The 15325-nt window shown below is 72.7% G+C and carries 14 protein-coding genes; 7 read left to right on the top strand and 7 right to left on the bottom strand.

Annotated features, from left to right (window positions below):
- Positions 1–17: 17 nt before the first annotated feature.
- A complete protein-coding gene (locus ABT006_RS12120; RefSeq protein WP_350705532.1) occupies positions 18–650 on the bottom strand; it encodes a response regulator in 633 nt (210 codons plus the stop codon).
- On the bottom strand, positions 647–1846 hold the full coding sequence (locus ABT006_RS12115; protein WP_350705530.1) for a sensor histidine kinase: 1200 nt from the start codon (positions 1844–1846) through the stop codon (positions 647–649). Before ABT006_RS12115 ends, ABT006_RS12120 begins: the two co-directional genes overlap by 4 nt.
- A 178-nt stretch (positions 1847–2024) precedes the next feature.
- Here ABT006_RS12115 and ABT006_RS12110 point away from each other — a divergent pair, with 178 nt between their 5' ends.
- The 4 genes from ABT006_RS12110 to ABT006_RS12095 all read left to right on the top strand — a co-directional run bounded on the left by ABT006_RS12110 (position 2025) and on the right by ABT006_RS12095 (position 7033).
- Positions 2025–3095 carry an ABC transporter permease gene (locus tag ABT006_RS12110; RefSeq protein WP_350705529.1) on the top strand — a complete coding sequence of 357 codons (1071 nt, stop codon included), beginning with the start codon at positions 2025–2027 and terminating at the stop codon, positions 3093–3095.
- Positions 3092–3772: an ABC transporter ATP-binding protein gene (locus tag ABT006_RS12105; RefSeq protein WP_350705527.1), complete on the top strand. Its 681-nt coding sequence runs from the start codon at positions 3092–3094 to the stop codon at positions 3770–3772. The genes ABT006_RS12110 and ABT006_RS12105 overlap by 4 nt, the downstream gene beginning before the upstream one ends.
- An 87-nt stretch (positions 3773–3859) precedes the next feature.
- On the top strand, positions 3860–5413 hold the full coding sequence (locus tag ABT006_RS12100; protein ID WP_350705525.1) for a glycosyltransferase family 39 protein: 1554 nt from the start codon (positions 3860–3862) through the stop codon (positions 5411–5413).
- A 159-nt stretch (positions 5414–5572) separates the two neighbouring features.
- The gene (locus ABT006_RS12095) at positions 5573–7033 is read left to right on the top strand and encodes a hypothetical protein (RefSeq protein ID WP_350705523.1); all 1461 of its coding nucleotides are present in this window, start codon (positions 5573–5575) and stop codon (positions 7031–7033) included.
- Between the two features lie 83 nt (positions 7034–7116).
- Here the strand turns inward: ABT006_RS12095 and ABT006_RS12090 are convergent, their stop codons facing one another.
- Entirely contained in the window at positions 7117–9180 is a 2064-nt protein-coding gene (locus tag ABT006_RS12090; RefSeq protein ID WP_350705521.1) for an amylo-alpha-1,6-glucosidase, read from the bottom strand.
- The gene (locus ABT006_RS12085) at positions 9177–9554 is read right to left on the bottom strand and encodes an SCP2 sterol-binding domain-containing protein (protein ID WP_350705519.1); all 378 of its coding nucleotides are present in this window, start codon (positions 9552–9554) and stop codon (positions 9177–9179) included. The genes ABT006_RS12090 and ABT006_RS12085 overlap by 4 nt, the downstream gene beginning before the upstream one ends.
- A gap of 210 nt (positions 9555–9764) precedes the next feature.
- Between ABT006_RS12085 and ABT006_RS12080 the strand changes: the two genes are divergently transcribed.
- A complete protein-coding gene (locus tag ABT006_RS12080; protein WP_350705517.1) occupies positions 9765–10142 on the top strand; it encodes an SCP2 sterol-binding domain-containing protein in 378 nt (125 codons plus the stop codon).
- Entirely contained in the window at positions 10139–12178 is a 2040-nt protein-coding gene (locus tag ABT006_RS12075; protein ID WP_350705515.1) for an amylo-alpha-1,6-glucosidase, read from the top strand. The genes ABT006_RS12080 and ABT006_RS12075 overlap by 4 nt, the downstream gene beginning before the upstream one ends.
- A gap of 147 nt (positions 12179–12325) precedes the next feature.
- On the opposite strand, the gene ABT006_RS12070 is transcribed toward ABT006_RS12075, so the two are convergent.
- Both ABT006_RS12070 and ABT006_RS12065 read right to left on the bottom strand, forming a co-directional pair.
- Positions 12326–12448 (bottom strand): hypothetical protein, encoded by a 123-nt coding sequence (locus ABT006_RS12070; RefSeq protein WP_350705514.1) that lies wholly within the window; start codon positions 12446–12448, stop codon positions 12326–12328.
- Entirely contained in the window at positions 12445–12696 is a 252-nt protein-coding gene (locus ABT006_RS12065; RefSeq protein ID WP_350705512.1) for a DoxX family protein, read from the bottom strand. The genes ABT006_RS12070 and ABT006_RS12065 overlap by 4 nt, the downstream gene beginning before the upstream one ends.
- A 455-nt stretch (positions 12697–13151) precedes the next feature.
- Between ABT006_RS12065 and ABT006_RS12060 the strand changes: the two genes are divergently transcribed.
- Positions 13152–14873: a leucine-rich repeat domain-containing protein gene (locus ABT006_RS12060; RefSeq protein ID WP_350705511.1), complete on the top strand. Its 1722-nt coding sequence runs from the start codon at positions 13152–13154 to the stop codon at positions 14871–14873.
- A 16-nt stretch (positions 14874–14889) separates the two neighbouring features.
- Here ABT006_RS12060 and ABT006_RS12055 read toward each other — a convergent pair whose 3' ends face one another.
- Positions 14890–15114: a hypothetical protein gene (locus tag ABT006_RS12055; RefSeq protein ID WP_350705691.1), complete on the bottom strand. Its 225-nt coding sequence runs from the start codon at positions 15112–15114 to the stop codon at positions 14890–14892.
- Positions 15115–15325 lie beyond the last annotated feature (211 nt).

The following is a 15325-nucleotide window of genomic DNA, read 5'->3' as shown; positions in this document are numbered from 1 at the left end:
CCGACGTCGCCCACCGGTCAGCGGCGGATCAACCCGCGGGCCCGGGCGGCGGCGACGGCGGCGGTACGGGAGTCGACCCCGAGCTTGCCGTAGACGTGGACCAGGTGCGTCTTGACGGTGGCGTGGCTGACGTGCAGCCGCCTGCTGATCTGCTGGTTGGACAGCCCGTCGGCGACGAGCTGGAGGACCTCGGTCTCGCGTCGGCTCAACGCGGTGCCCGGAGCGCGCATCCGGTCCATCAGCCGGTGGGCGACCGCCGGCGCGAGAGCCGACCTGCCGGCGGCGGCGGCGCGCACCGCCGCCGCGAGTTCCTCGGGCGGGGCGTCCTTGAGCAGGTACCCCGACGCGCCGGCCTCGACCGCGGCGAGAATGTCGGCGTCCGTGTCGTACGTGGTCAGCACCAGCACGACCGGGCCGCCCGCGCGCGCGGTGATGGCGGCGGTGGCCTCGGCGCCGTGCATGCCCGCACCGAACTGCAGGTCCATCAGCACCACGTCCACCCGGTCCCGTTCGGCGAGCGCGACGGCCTGCTCGGCGGTGGCGGCCTCGGCGACCACCTCGAGGTCGGGTTCGGTGGCGAGGACGGCGCGCAGGCCGGCCCGGACGACCGGGTGGTCGTCGGCCAGCAGCAGCCGGATCGGATCGCTCATGCGCCCGCCGGTGCCCCGTCGTACGGGTGGGCGAAGGCGACGGTCAGCGCGGTGCCCCGGCCGGGCGTCGACTCCACGGTCAGCGTGCCACCCAGCTCCTCGGCCCGCGCCCGCATCGCCGCCAGCCCGAACCCGCCGTCACCGCGACCGGCGACGGCGCCGGGGTCGAAGCCGCTGCCGTCGTCGACCACGGCCAGGACGACGCCGTGCTCCCGGTACCGCAGCGTCACCTCGACGCGGGTGGCCCCGGCGTGGCGCACGGCGTTGGCCAACGCGGACTGGGCGATGCGCAGCAGCGCCACCTCGTGCGGGGTCGGCAGGCGCACCGCCGTCCCGTCGAGGTCACAGTCCACCGCCAGCCCCGACCGGGCGGCGGTCGTGGCGCACAGCCGCCGCAGCGCCGCCGGCAGCGAGCCGCCGTCGAGACCAGGCGGCGCCAGGGCACGCACGAACCGTCGGGCCTCCACCAGGTTGTCCTGCGCCGTCCGGCGGGCCTGCTCGACATGGTCGCCGGCGACGTCCACCCGCTCCGGCAGGGCCCGCTGGGCGGCGCGCAGCAGCAGTTGGATGCTGGACAGCCCCTGCGCGAGGGTGTCGTGGATCTCGCGGGCCAGGCGTTCGCGTTCGGCCAGGACGCCGGCGGCGTGCTCGGCGGCGGCCAGCTCGCTGCGGGTGGCGGTCAGCTGCTCGATCAACCGCCGGCGGTGTTCGCTCTCCCGGTACAACGCCTGGTAGCCCAGCACCGTGCCGACGGAGACGGCGGCGCCGAGGACCGGCCCGAGCACCACGCCCGGCGTGACGGCCCCCTGGTGCGCGACCACGCCACCCACCGCCGCCGCCGTCGTCGCCGCCACCGCCACGATCCCCCACCGGACCGGCAGCAGGTGCAGGTGCAGCAGGAACAGGGGGAACGCGAGCCACACCCCGTCCGGGGTCAGGCCGAGCAGCACCAGCCACCCGACGGTCAGCGCCGCCAGCCACGCCGCCGCCGCGCGACGGGACCGGCGGACCGGCGGCAACGCGGCACCGACGGCGTAGCCGACGGCCAGCGTCGCCGACGCGGCGAGCACGGCGGTGCGGTGCGGGGCCTGCCCCGCCAGGGCACGTCCGGCGACCACCACGAGCAGACCCCCGACCAGCAGGTGCAGGCAGACGCGCAGCACCCGCAACGGCCGGGCAAGCGATTCCGGGTTCACGATGACTCCAGGCTAGGGCGTACACGGCCGCCGCCATCAACCAAAGGGTTGATCCTTGCGTGCGCACTTCGACGCCACCGGCCCGATCCGCGGCGCGATGCCGACCGGCGTGGATCGGGCGAGGGTTGGTGCCGGGCCGCCACCGTGGCCCACCCACCAACGGAAGGTTGCTGCGCTCGTGTTCGTCGCGTGGAGAGATCTGCGGTTCGCCAAGGGCCGGTTCGCCCTGATGGGAACGGTCGTGACGCTGATGACGCTGCTGGTCGTCCTGCTGTCCGGCCTGACCGCCGGGCTGGGCCGGGACAGCACCTCGGCCATCACCGACCTGCCCGCCGACCACCTTGTGTTCTCCGCTCCGGCCGACGGGCAGAAGCTCTCCTTCACCGAGTCGACCGTCAACCGGGAGCAGTGGCTGCGCTGGCGGGCCGTCCCGGGGGTGCGCAGCGCCGCCCCACTCGGCATCACCACCACCAGGGTCAGCGCCGGCGACCGCACCGCCGCGCTGTCCGCGTTCGGCGTCACGGCCGACTCGCACCTGGCCCCCGGCGCCGTCTCCGCCGGGCAGGCCGTGCTGTCCGAGGGAGCGGCCGAGGCCCTGGCCGCCCGGCCCGGCCAGGACGTGGTCGTCGGCGGTCGGCGACTGACCGTCGCCACGGTGGCCGGCGACGCCTCCCACAGCCACACCCCGGTCATCTGGACCGACCTGGCCGACTGGCAGCACCTGGCCCCCGGCGCCGCCGACGACTCCGCCACCGTCATCGCGCTGACCACCGCCCCCGACGCCGACCTGGCCGACGCCGACCGGCAGCTGGACACCCGCACCGTGACCCGCACGGCGGCGCTGTCCGCGATCGGCTCGCACACCGCCGAGAACGGCTCGCTCCAGCTCATGCGCGGCATGCTGTTCGCGATCTCCGCCCTGGTCATCGGCGCGTTCTTCACCGTGTGGACCATCCAGCGCGGCCCCGACATCGCCGTGCTGAAGGCGCTCGGCGCCACCACCGGCCACCTGCTGCGCGACGCCCTCGGGCAGGCCCTGGCGCTGTTGCTCGCCGGCACGGCCGTCGGCACCGCGCTCGCCGTCGCGATCGGCGCCGCGGCGGCCGGCACCGTGCCGTTCGCGCTCACCGCCGGATCCGTCCTGCTGCCGGCCGCCGTGACGATCGCGCTCGGCGCTGCCGGCGCCGCCCTCTCCGTCCGCCGTATCACCTCCGTCGACCCGCTGACCGCCCTGGGGAGCGCCCGATGAGCCTCGAACTGTCCGACGTCACACTGACCTACCCCGACGGGGACACCCGGCTGACCGCGCTCGACCGCGTCAACCTGAGCGTGCCGGCCGGCACCACCACCGCCGTCATCGGCCCGTCCGGGTCCGGCAAGTCCAGCCTGCTGGCGGTGGCCGCCACCCTGATCAACCCCGACTCGGGTCGGATCGTCATCGCCGGCACCGACACCACCGGCCTCAGCCGGCGCCAGACGACCGCCCTGCGACGCGCGAAGGTCGGAATCGTCTTCCAGCAGCCCAACCTCATCGCCTCGCTGACCGCCGCCGAACAGTTGCAGGTGATCGCCCACCTCAGCGGCGGCTCCCGCCGCGCCGGACGCGACCGCGCCGCCCGCCTACTGGCCGCGGTAGGGCTGACCGGGCAGGCCGACCGCCGTCCGCACCAGCTCTCCGGCGGGCAACGCCAGCGGGTCAACATCGCCCGCGCCCTGATGAACGACCCGGCGGTGCTGCTCGTCGACGAGCCCACCAGCGCGCTGGACCACGAGCGCGGCGCGGCCGTCATCGACCTGCTCACCGAACTCACCCGGCAGCGCGGCACCGCCACCGTCCTGGTCACCCACGACCGGGGGCACCTCGACCGCGTCGACGAGGTCGCCGAGATGGTCGACGGCCGACTGCGCGTCCCGACACGGACCTGACCCGCCGCGGGCAGCCGGCGCGGACGCCCGCGGGATCCACCCCGACGGGGGCAGCGCGGGCCGGCCGTGCGGGGCGATGATGTGCGGATGGCCGATCCCGTCGCCGACGTCGCCACCCGGACACCCCACCGCGCGACGCCCGCGGACGGCCGTCCCGCCGCACGTGGTCCCCGGGCCACCGGCCCCTGGGCAGTCGCGGCGGCCACGACGGCGGTGCTCCTGCTGCTGTCCGGCCGCTACGGCTACCACCGCGACGAGCTGTACTTCCTGCTCTGCGGCCGGCACCTCGACTGGGGCTACGTCGACCAGGGCCCCCTGGTCCCGGCGCTGGCCCGGCTGACGGACACGATCGCCCCGGGCAGCCTGGTGGCGCTGCGCACCCCGTCGGCGCTGATCGGCGGCGCCGCGGTCCTGCTGGTCGCCGCGATCGCCCGCGAGTTCGGCGCCGGGCGAGGCGCGCAGACGTACGCCGCGTTTCTCGCCGCGACCGCCGGCATCGTCCTCGCCGGCGGTCACCTGCTCAGCACCACCAGCGTCGACCTGCTGCTCTGGTTGGCGGCCGCCCTGGGCACGGTGCGGATGCTGCGCACCGGGGACAGCCGCTGGGCGCTCGGCGTCGGGCTCGCGCTCGGCGTCGGCATGCTCAACAAGCTGCTGCCGGCCCTGCTCGCCGTGGGCCTGCTGGCCGGGCTCCTGATCGCCGGACCGCGGCCGCTCCTGCGCGACCGGTGGGTGCTCGCTGCCGCGGCCCTCTTCCTGCTGCTCGCCGCGCCCACCGTGACATGGCAGGCGGCACACGACTTCCCACAACTGTCGGTGGCCGCCTCGATCGCCGACGGCGACAGCTCCTACAGTGGCCGGCTCGACGCGCTCGTCCTCCAGGTCGTCATCATCAGCCCCTTCACGGTGCCGATCTGGGTCGCCGGGCTGGTGACGCTGCTGCGCCGGCCGGCCTGGCGGGCGTATCGGGCCGTCGGGTGGGCCTGGCTCGTGGTGGTCGCCATCGTGCTGCTCGCCGGCGGCAAGGGCTACTACGACGCCCCGCTGCTGCTGGTGCTCACCGCCGCCGGGGCGGTCGTCACCGCCGGCTGGGCCGCCCGGGGTCGCGCCCTGCCGCGCCGGGCCCTGCTGACCGTGGGCGCCGTGCTGACCGCCGTCAGCAGCGCGGTGCTGCTGCTGCCCGTCCTGCCCGCCGACCGGCTGCCCGGCTTCGTCGTCGCCGCCAACTACGACGCCGGCGAGACCATCGGCTGGCCTGCCTTCGCCGACTCGCTCGCCACCGTCCACCGTGGCCTGCCCGCCGACCAGCGGCAGCGGGCCGTCATCCTCACCGCCAACTACGGCGAGGCCGGCGCCGTGGCCCGCTACGGCCCGGCGCGCGACCTGCCGCCCGCCTACTCCGGCCACAACAGCATGGCCGCCTTCGGCCGCCCCCCGGAAACCGCCGACGTGGTGCTCGCGGTCGGGTTCGCACGGCCGGACCGGCTGCGCGGCTGGTTCACCGAGGTCACCCTCGCCGGCCGGGTGGATCAGCGGATCGAGGTCGACAACGACGAGAACGGCGGGCCGATCTGGGTCTGCCGCGGCCTGCGGCGTCCGTGGGCCGCGATCTGGGACACCGAGGTACGCCACCGCGGCTGACCGGCGACCGGGGGCCGGCTCTGGCGACTCGCGGCCCGTACGCCCGCGTCGGGCCCGGTCGCGGCGCAGGGCCCGCTCTGCGCCGCGCAGCCGGGTACGGCAGAGTGGCACCCGACGACCGAGGGCGGCCCGACGGGCCGGGCGGAAGGGACGGTGGCCGTGGAGGGTCCGACCGGGGTGGTGTTCCCCAAGACCGACGCGGGGCGCAGCACCTCCGCGCTCGGGCGGGCCGTCGTCGCCGACGCGCTGCGTGCCGTCGACGCGGTCGGCGCGCGCTCAGCCGAACACGAGACGAACTGGCGGCACGGATACCTCGGGCACTTCCGGCGGCTCGTCGAGGCCGGACTACTCTCCCGCGACGCCGCGGTCACCATCGCCCGGAACGGGCTCGCTGCGCTGCACAGCCGGATGACCGTGGTCCGCGCCGACGGCACCGAGATCGGCCTCGGCGAGGTGTTCACCACCGCCACCGACGTCGCGCCGCTGCACACCGCGACGGTCGCCGGCACCGGTGAGGTGCAACGCGAGCTGTCCCTGCCGTACCGGGGCCAGCGGCTGCGCGGCGACGAACTGCGCCGCCGGCTCGACGCCTGGGTCACCGCCGGCGTCGTCGAACCGTCCTGCGCCGAGGCCGTACGCGCCGTCATGACGAACCCCGACTGGCTCGACCTGCGCGACCAGCGCATCGTGGTGCTCGGCGCGGGCGCCGAGATGGGCCCGCTGCCGTCCGTGCTGCGCTGGGGCGGCGACGTGGTCGCCGTCGACCTGCCGCGGCCGGAGATCTGGCGGCGGCTGCTGCACACGACGCGCCGCTACGGCGGCCGGCTCCACCTGCCCGTGCCCGCCGGCACCGGCCCCGACGACGAGGCGCTGGCCGCCCACGCCGGCGCCGACCTGCTGCACAACCTCCCGCAGGTGGCCGACTGGTTGCTCGGCGTCGACGGCCGGCTCGTGCTCGGCAACTACGTCTACGCCGACGGCGCGACCAACGTCCGGGTCGCCACGGCCGTCGACGCGCTCACGCTGCGGCTGCAGGACCGCCGCGACGACGTGGCGCTCGCCTTCCTGGCCACCCCCACCGACGTCTTCGCCGTCCCCGGCGACGCGGTACGCCACGCCGAACGGGGCTACGCGGCGCGCGGGATCGTTCGCCGGTCGCTGCGGGTCGCCTCCGGGGGCAGGCTCCTGCACCGCAACTACCCGCCGGGCGTCGACCCCGGCGTCAACGACAGCCTCGTCCCGCAGCAGGGACCCAACTACGCGCTGGCGAAGCGGCTGCAGCGGTGGCGGGCGACGGTGGCCCGCGACGCCGGGTCCACCGTGTCGTTCGCGGTGGCGCCGCCCACCCGCACCCGCTCGGTGCTGCGCAACCGCGCGCTGGCCGCCGCGTACGCGGGCGCGCACCGGTTCGGCATCGAGGTGTTCGAGCCGGCGACCAGCAACACGCTGATGGCCGCGCTGCTGGTGCACGCCCTGCGCACCGGCGGGCCGTCGCTGCCGCACCCGTGGCAGGACGAGGCGTACGCCGCGGCGCACGGCGGCCTGTGGCGGGTGCCGTACGCCCCGCGCAGCGCCCTGGGCCTCGCCGTCCTGCTGGGCTTCGGCGGCGCGCGCGCCTGACCGCCTCCCGCGGCGCGCCGTGGGTGAGGAACAGCGCCGCGGGGCCCACCGTTCCTGGACCCCCGGACGCGACGTCGCCTGGCTCAGCCGCCGACCGCGTTCGCCTCCGGGGACCTCACGTTGCCGATGGCGTCGACGCGGCCCCACCGCCCGGGAATGTCGAGCAGTTCGATCCGACCGAACCGTTCGGGCAGTGCCGGCGCGACCACCAGGTCATCCCCGTACGGCTCGAGACCGAGCAGCGTACGCACCAGCAGCAGGGGCGCCCCGGTGGCCAGGGCCTGTGGGCTGTTCGCCGCGGGATACTGGACGGGGTGCCGGGTCAACTCGCGGTCGTATCCGCCGAACGCCTCCGGAAGGCGCCCCTGGAAATGCCGGGACGCGTCGATGATCCCCTCGGCGATGCGCCCGGCCTCCTCGTCGAAGCCGTAGCGCCGCAGTCCCCAGGCGATGAACGAGTTGTCGAACGGCCACACCGTGCCGACGTGGTAGCCGAGCGGGTTGTAGCGTCCCTGCCCCTGCGCGAGGGTGCGTACCCCCCAGCCGGAGAACAGTTCGGGGCCGAGCAGGTGTTCGGCGATCTTCGGTGCTCGGGATTCGTCGACGATGCCGCTCCAGAGCAGGTGGCCGATGTTCGAGGAGAGCGCGTCGACCTGGCGGCCGTCGCCGTCGAGGGCGAGGGCGTAGTACTCGCCGTCGGCGACCCAGAAGTCGCGGTTGAAGCGTTCCTTGAGGTCGGCCGCCTCCCGTTCGAGGCGGTCGGCGTACGCGGGGTCGTGCCAGAACTCGCGGGCCAGCCGTGCACCGCGGATCTTGGCGTCGTACGCGTAGCCCTGCAACTCACACGTCGCCCGGGGCAGTCTGGGCAACCGGCCGTCCCGGAACGAGATCGCGTTCGCGGTTTCCTTCCAGCACTGGTTCTCCAGCCCGGTCCGCTCGTTGCGGCGCTGGTACCAGACGTAGCCGTCGCCCATGATGTCGCCGTACTCGTCGATCCAGTGCAGCGCCGCGCGCGCCTCGTCCTCGAACTCGCGCACCACGGCGGCGTTCCCCGTCCACCGCTCGTACTCGTCGAGCAGGATCACGTAGAGGGGGGTGCTGTCGGCGGCACCGAAGTACGGCGCGTGCGGGCGTTCCTCGAACGCGACCAGCTCGCCGTAGCGGAACTCGCGCAGGATCTTGCCCGGCTCCTCGTCCAGCACGTCGTCGAGCACGCTGCCCTGGTCGATGCCGAGCATCCGCAGGGTGTTGACGGCCATGTCCGGTACGAACGGCAACACCTGCAGGCTGGTGAGGATGGGGGCGCGGCCGGTGAGGGTGGCGTCCCAGGGCAGCCCCGCCGCGGGCAGCGGCTCGGCCGGTAGCGTCAACGGCGAGAACCGGAGCGCGGCAAGGTCGACCAGGCTGCGCCGGTACGTCCGCTCCAGTGGCTTCCAGTCGCAGCTCAGCTGCGGGGCCTTGCCGAGCCACTGCCGCAGGTCGCCCTCAAGCTCCGCCCTGTCACGTTGCACGCGGCTGGGATGCACGTGGTCTCGAATGTCCTGACCGTCGGGGCGCAGCACCAGCCCCCGGACATGCAACGTCGTGGCCCACCGACCGTGCGGTTCGATCCGGATGTGGAAGGTCAGCCCCTCTTCGTCGACCTGCGCCGGCTCAGTCGTGGAGATCACCGTCTCCCGCCGGAACTTCTCCCGCACGTAGCCGAGGTGCAGGCGCCCGTCCTCGACGCGCCGGTACAGCCGACCGGGTGGCGTACGGTCCTGTCCGACGACGTTCAGCGGGATGAAGTCGCAGGCCGCGTCCACCCGGACCGTGAACTCGGCCGGTTCCCCGGAATGGTTGAGCACCGTCAACCGCTCCTCGAAGCTGCCGACCACCGATCGTTCCCGGATCACCGAGACCTTGGCGTCCACGTAGTGCGTCGGAGCCCCGGGCACCAGGAAGAACCGCACCTCGAAGTACGACGAATCGTCCATGGCCAGCGGGCTGACCCGTTCGCCGTTGATGGTCAGCAGCCACCGCGAGAGGAACCGGGTGTCGAAGGCGAAGTACCCGCACGGGACGGCGGGCTTCGCGTCTATGTCGCCACTGCCGTCGCTCAGCACGAAGATGTTGCCGTCGAGAATTCTGACGCTGTCGGCCTTCAACCCTGCCTCCCACGGTCACGGGCGGCGATGCGCGGGTGACGCGCGCCGGGCGGCGGCGCGAAGAGCCGCTCCAGCAGGATGATGAGCCGGAATTGTCCCTCGAACGTGATGTCGTTCCTCAGCCAGGCCGGGAGCGGTTTGGCCTCGCCGCGCGCCATCCGGTCGAAGAAGTCGTTGTCGGAGCGGATGGCGATGTCGGCATCGCGGTTCTGCTGTGACACCCGGACGGCGCCGCCGCGGATCTCCACGAACCAGTGGTCGACCTCGCGGCCGCGCTCGAGGTCGAAGCGTATGGTGCCGTCCGTCTTCTTCAGCAGGCGTTCGTGGCCGTGTCGTTCCAGCGCCTCGAAGAACGTCCTGGTCGCCTCCGACATGGCACCACCCCCGTAGAAATCCGCCGTGACGAGGAGCAGCGTCGTTCGCGCCTGGGTGGGCCGGCCTCACCCGGAACGGATGAAACCTGGGCTGCGGCCGCGAGCGACGCGGAAAATTCACCCGATCCGGGTGGTGCGGCAGCGCCTAGCTCCCGGTCAGGGTGGGTACGCGGCTCATCCTGGCCCGGCACCCACCGGAGGGAGGCGGACGTGTCGGATCCCACCACGAGCTTCTTCCAGGCGCTCGCCCGTCGCGGCCACGAAACCCTCGTCGAGGACGCCACCGCGACCATGCGGTTCGAACTCACGCACGAGCAGGGCGTCGACCGCTGGTTCGTGGAGATCGAACGGGGCGATGTCCGCGTTTCCCGGGATGGGGGCGAGGCCGACTGCGTCTTCTACGGCAGCCGGGCGACCTTCGACCGGATCATCGGCGGCCAGGCACAGATGTACCCGGCGTGGTTGCGCAACGAGATCAGAACGGAGGGTGATGTCCGGCTGTTCCGTGTCTTCGGCCGGCTCATACCGGCGCCGCCCGGAGCCCGCCACCCTCGGGACTTCGGCCGTGAGCGGAGACGTGTGGCATGAGCGACGGCCTCGTCCGGCTGCTGGACGGCAACACGTTCGTGGTCAGCGAGGAGACGGGCGACATCGACGCGTCCCCCACCATCCCGACCGGTTTCTTCTCGTTCGACACGCGATTCCTGTCGAAATGGATCCTGTCCATCAACGACGAGCGGGTGAACGCGCTCACCGTCGAGGAAATCGAATTCTTCGAGAGTCGAATGGTCGTCGCTCCGGCCCTCCCCAGTCCGCTCGTCGACGTCGGTGTTTCGGCGGTTCGCGACCGCTCCATCGGTGGAAGCTTCACCGAGCGGCTGACGGTGATCAACCACGAACCCGAGCCCGTCGACCTGCGGATCCGGATCGACGTCGAGAGCGACTTCGCCGACCTCTTCGAGATCAAGGACGTGCGGAACAAGTCCGGGACGTACTACACCCGGATCGACGCCGGGTGCCTACGCCTCGGCTATCAGCGGGAGGGGTTCTGCCGGGAGACCCTGGTCTCGTCCACCGCGCCGGCCCGCGTCGACGAGCAGGGGCTGACGTACGACGTTCGGCTCGGACCGCACGGCCAGTGGATCACCAACCTGCACGTGCAGGCGCTGGGCCTGGGCGGACGCGACCTTCGGGAGAGCCTGGAGGGCAGACCCGGCCGAACTCGAGCGGAGATACGACAGGACCTGGCCGACTGGCTCGCGGAGGCGCCCCGCCTCACCTGCGACTCCCCCACGTTGGCGACGACCTACCGGCGCAGCCTGGCTGACCTCTCCGCGCTGCGTTTCGCGCCGCTGGCCGCCGGCGCACATGCCATCCCCGCCGCCGGCCTGCCGTGGTTCATGGCGATCTTCGGCCGGGACAGCATCCTCACCAGCATCCAGGCGCTGCCGTTCGCGCCCGATCTCGCCGCCACGACGCTGCACATGCTCGCCCTGAGGCAGGGTGTCGTCCTGCACGACTTCCGGGAGGAGGAGCCGGGGAAGATTCTCCACGAGATGCGGTACGGGGAGACGACCGCGTTCGAGGAGCAGCCGCATTCGCCGTACTTCGGTAGCGCCGACGCGACACCTCTCTACGTCATCCTGCTCGACGAATACGAGCGGTGGACCGGCGACAGCGCCCTGGTGCGGTCTCTCGAGCGTTCCGCGAGAGCCGCCCTGCGCTGGATCGACGAGTACGGCGACATCATGGGCGACGGCTACGTCTGGTACCAGCGCCGCAACGAACGCAACGGGCTGGAGAACCAGTGCTGGAAGGACTCCTGGGACTCGATCTCGTTCCGGGACGGGCGGCTGGCCGGCCTGCCCCGGGCGACGTGTGAGTTGCAGGGCTACGCGTACGACGCCAAGATCCGCGGTGCGCGGCTGGCCCGCGAGTTCTGGCACGACCCCGCGTACGCCGACCGCCTCGAACGGGAGGCGGCCGACCTCAAGGAACGCTTCAACCGTGACTTCTGGGTTTCCGACGGCGAGTACTACGCCCTCGCCCTCGACGGCGACGGCCGCCAGGTCGACGCCCTTTCCTCGAACATCGGCCACCTGCTCTGGAGCGGCATCGTCGACGAATCCCGAGCTGGAAAGATCGCCGAACACCTGCTCGGCCCCGAACTGTTCTCCGGCTGGGGAGTACGGACCCTCGGCAGCGGCGAGGGACGCTACAACCCGATCGGCTACCACGTCGGCACGGTGTGGCCGTTCGACAACTCGTTCATCGCCTGGGGGCTACGCCGCTACGGGTTCCACCAGGAGGCCGGGCACATCGCCGAGGGGATCATCGACGCCGCGGAACACTTCGACGGGCGGCTGCCCGAGGCGTTCGGCGGATACGAGCGGACGCTGACCAGATATCCGGTGCTGTACCCCACGGCGTGCAGCCCGCAGGCGTGGTCCACCGGCACGCCCCTGTTGCTGCTGCGAACCATGCTCGGCATGGAGCCACGCGGCGAGCACCTGGTGACCAGACCGGCCGTGCCCCCGAGCATGGGCCGGATCGAACTGCTCCACATCCCCGGACGGTGGGGCAGAGCCGGTGCCCTCGGACGCGCCCACCCGAAGCGACCCTGACCGCGGCCGGGCACCGCCGGGATCGTCGACCAGTCCCCAACCCTCGTCGGCGATACGCACGTCGTCCTCGATCGGCGGATGACCTCAGTCGGGGTTCCCAGGGGAGAACCGCTCGTGGAGGTCGGCGTACACCTCCGGCTCTCCCCGTCACATCGGCCACGGCCCCAGTCGTCCGTAGGCGACAAAGCCGGCCAGCAGCAGCACCACCAGGTTGCCGCCGATGAGTCGGCCTTCGCCCCGGCGCAGATGCGTGCCGGTCGCACCGATCATGGGACCGCGAAGCCGATGGCGGCCAGTGGGGCGAGAAAGGGCGCCATGCCGGTCGCGCCGGGCAGGATCAGGCCGACGGCCCCGAGGAGCTCCACGACGCCGATACCGACGACTGTCGACCGGGAGACGTCCTCCACCCACGGCATCATGCCGCGCAACGCCGCGGGCGGCCGAAGCACCTTGAGCCCACCGGCGACCAGGAAGAGCAGAGCCAGCAACGCCTGAGTCACCCACAACAGCACGTTCATGCCGCCAGCGCACCAGCCCGGGCCCGCCGCGTCCAACTGAGCGTTCCGGTCGCGGAATTGGCGTTTGCCGCAGATGGCGCACCGGTGGTCCTGGGCCTCGCGCCGCGCGTCGTACTCCTGCGGCCTGATTCGGTAGCAGGACCAGAGGTGTTGGCTCGGACCTTGTCCGGATTGGCCCTGCGGTTCTTGTGGTTGTTGGCGCGGGCGTACTCGCGGCACGGGGCGCTGCTGCCGGGTGTGACGACGCTGCGGGACCAGGTGGCCAGCGTCGTGCCGGGCGGCGCGGATGCGTATGCACGCGATGCTGCACGCGGCGGTGGCCGGCGAGCAGGCGCATCTGCTGGACAGGATGCCCGTCTGACCCCCCGGGAGGCCGCCCGGTTGGACGGCTCGACCCGTCTCTCCACAATAGACTGTGCGCACGGCTGGCGCGGGCGTACCCTATGATCACCCGCGTGGCGAAGCCCGCGACCCAGGTGTTCACGTCCTTCGACGATGCCGATACCCGCCTGGGCGGCGCGTTGTCCGCCGCGTTCGACGGCAACTACGGCGGCACGCTGTTCTTCGACGGCGACCTGACCCTCGACGGGGACTTCCTGGACGCCGTCCGCGAGCTGTCCGCCGCGGACCGCGAGGACGCCGTCGAGCTGATCGTGGTCACCGGCGATCTGACGGTCACCGGGCGGATTGCGCTGTACGACGAGCACCCCGGGCTCTACGTCGCCGGTCGCACCGAGGCCGAGACCCTGGAGGGCGGCGGGTCGGAGATCTCCATCCACGACGGCGCCTTCACCCACTTCGTGTACGGCGAGCACAGCGAAGGTACCCTCCAGGCCGGTACCGTCGACACGCCGTGGGTGATCGAGCGTGACCACCCGGTCGTCGTGACCGCCCCGGGCGCGCGCCTGGTGGACAACTACGGCGACTCCGAGGACGCTGACTTCGCCGGGCAGGCCATCGTCGACGCCTTCGTGCCCGAGGTCGTGGACGCCGACGAGCAGGAGCTGATGCTCGACGTGTTCCTGGACCGGCTGCGGGCCGGGCTGCCGGTGCTGCGGCCCGGAGCCCGGATCGCGTCCGAACGGGCGCGCGACCACGTGTCCGGCGCGGTGGCCGACCGGGTCGAGCACCTCGACCTGACCGGGCGCGACCTGCGAAGGTTCCCCGCCGAGGTGCTGCGGATGCCGTGGCTGCGCACCCTGGTGCTGGACGGCAACCGGATCGGCGAACTGCCCGAGGCGATCGGCAAACTCATCCGGCTCGAGCACCTGTCGGTGTGCCACTGCGGGCTGACCGCCCTGCCCGACTCGATCGGCGACCTGGCTGCGCTCCGGGTGCTACGGCTGGCCGGCAACAAGATCGGGGACGGGGACGCCCTCGCCCTGCCGGCGGCCGTCGGCCGGCTCGCCGGGCTGGAGGAGCTGGACATCTCCGCGATGTCGGGCGGCCCGGTGCGGTCGACCCCGTGGCGGAACGTGCCCGGGGTGGCGCCGCTGGTGCTGCCGGACTCCTTCGGTGGCCTGGTCGGGCTGCGGCGGCTGGTCGCCGACGGGACCAACCTCGTGTTCCCGGAGTCCGCGCACGGCCTGACCGGCATCGAGGAGGTGTCCATGGCGGCCGGCGGCGGCGGGTACCTGAAAATCTTCCCCGACGCCGTCACGACCTTCCCGAACCTGCGCCGCCTCGACCTGAGCCGCAACTACTTCGACGCGATCCCGGACAGGCTGCTCCGGCTGACCGGCCTCGAGGAGCTCGACCTCGGCGACAGCCTTGGCCTGGTCACGGTCCCGCTGCCGGACCTCGGCCAACTGCCCGCCCTGCGGGTGCTCGGCTTCAGCGGGCGGATCGGCCCGCACCCGGCGCAGCCGGCGCACTCCGTGCTGCGGCAGCTGTTCGGCATGACGCTGGGCGCGCTGGAGGAGCTGCGGATCGACCGGTGGGGCCCGGACAAGGACCGCGGCGAGCTGCGGGCCGAACACCTCGCCGGGATCGGGGCGTTCCGCCGGCTGCGCGTCGTGGACCTGTCCTTCAACAAGCTCGAGGACCTGCCGGCGGAGTTCGACGAGCTGCCCGAGCTGGCGGCGGTCGACCTCGGATACAACCGGCTGCCCGAGGCGGTCCGGGACCGGATCACCGCCGCGCACCCGGCGGCCCGATTCGACTTCCGCTCCTACTAGAGCCAACGCCGTTCAGTTAAGGGCTTGCAGAAAATAACCCGTAGCGTCGCGGAGTCTCGTTCGTTGCTGTGGCGGCGTTCAGCGCGGTGGTGAAGCTGGCCCGGTCCGGGTCGAGACCGGGACGGCTGTCGGTGGCGTCGACCATCGCGGTGCGCAGGAGCTGGTAGGTGATCAGCAGAGCGTGGATTTCCTGATCGACGCCGTCAGGGGTGCGTGCTCGCAGGACTCGTCCGCCGAGGATGCTGGATTTCAGTTCGAGGTAGGCGGTTTCGATCTCCCAGCGCTGGTGGTAGAGCGTGATCAGCTACGCGGCGGGGTGGAGGTCCGGGTCGAGCAGCGTGGTCAGGAGCCGGTAGTCACTGGTGCGGGTGCCGTTGCTGGTGGTGATCGTGATCCGGGGCTTCCAGCACGCGGATGGGCTGCCCGGCGATGACTGACAGCCAGGCCCAACG

It is taken from the genome of Micromonospora sp. NPDC002717, assembly GCF_040295705.1.
Taxonomy (GTDB): Bacteria; Actinomycetota; Actinomycetes; order Mycobacteriales; family Micromonosporaceae; genus Micromonospora.
This window is presented reverse-complemented; position numbering and strand designations above follow the sequence as displayed.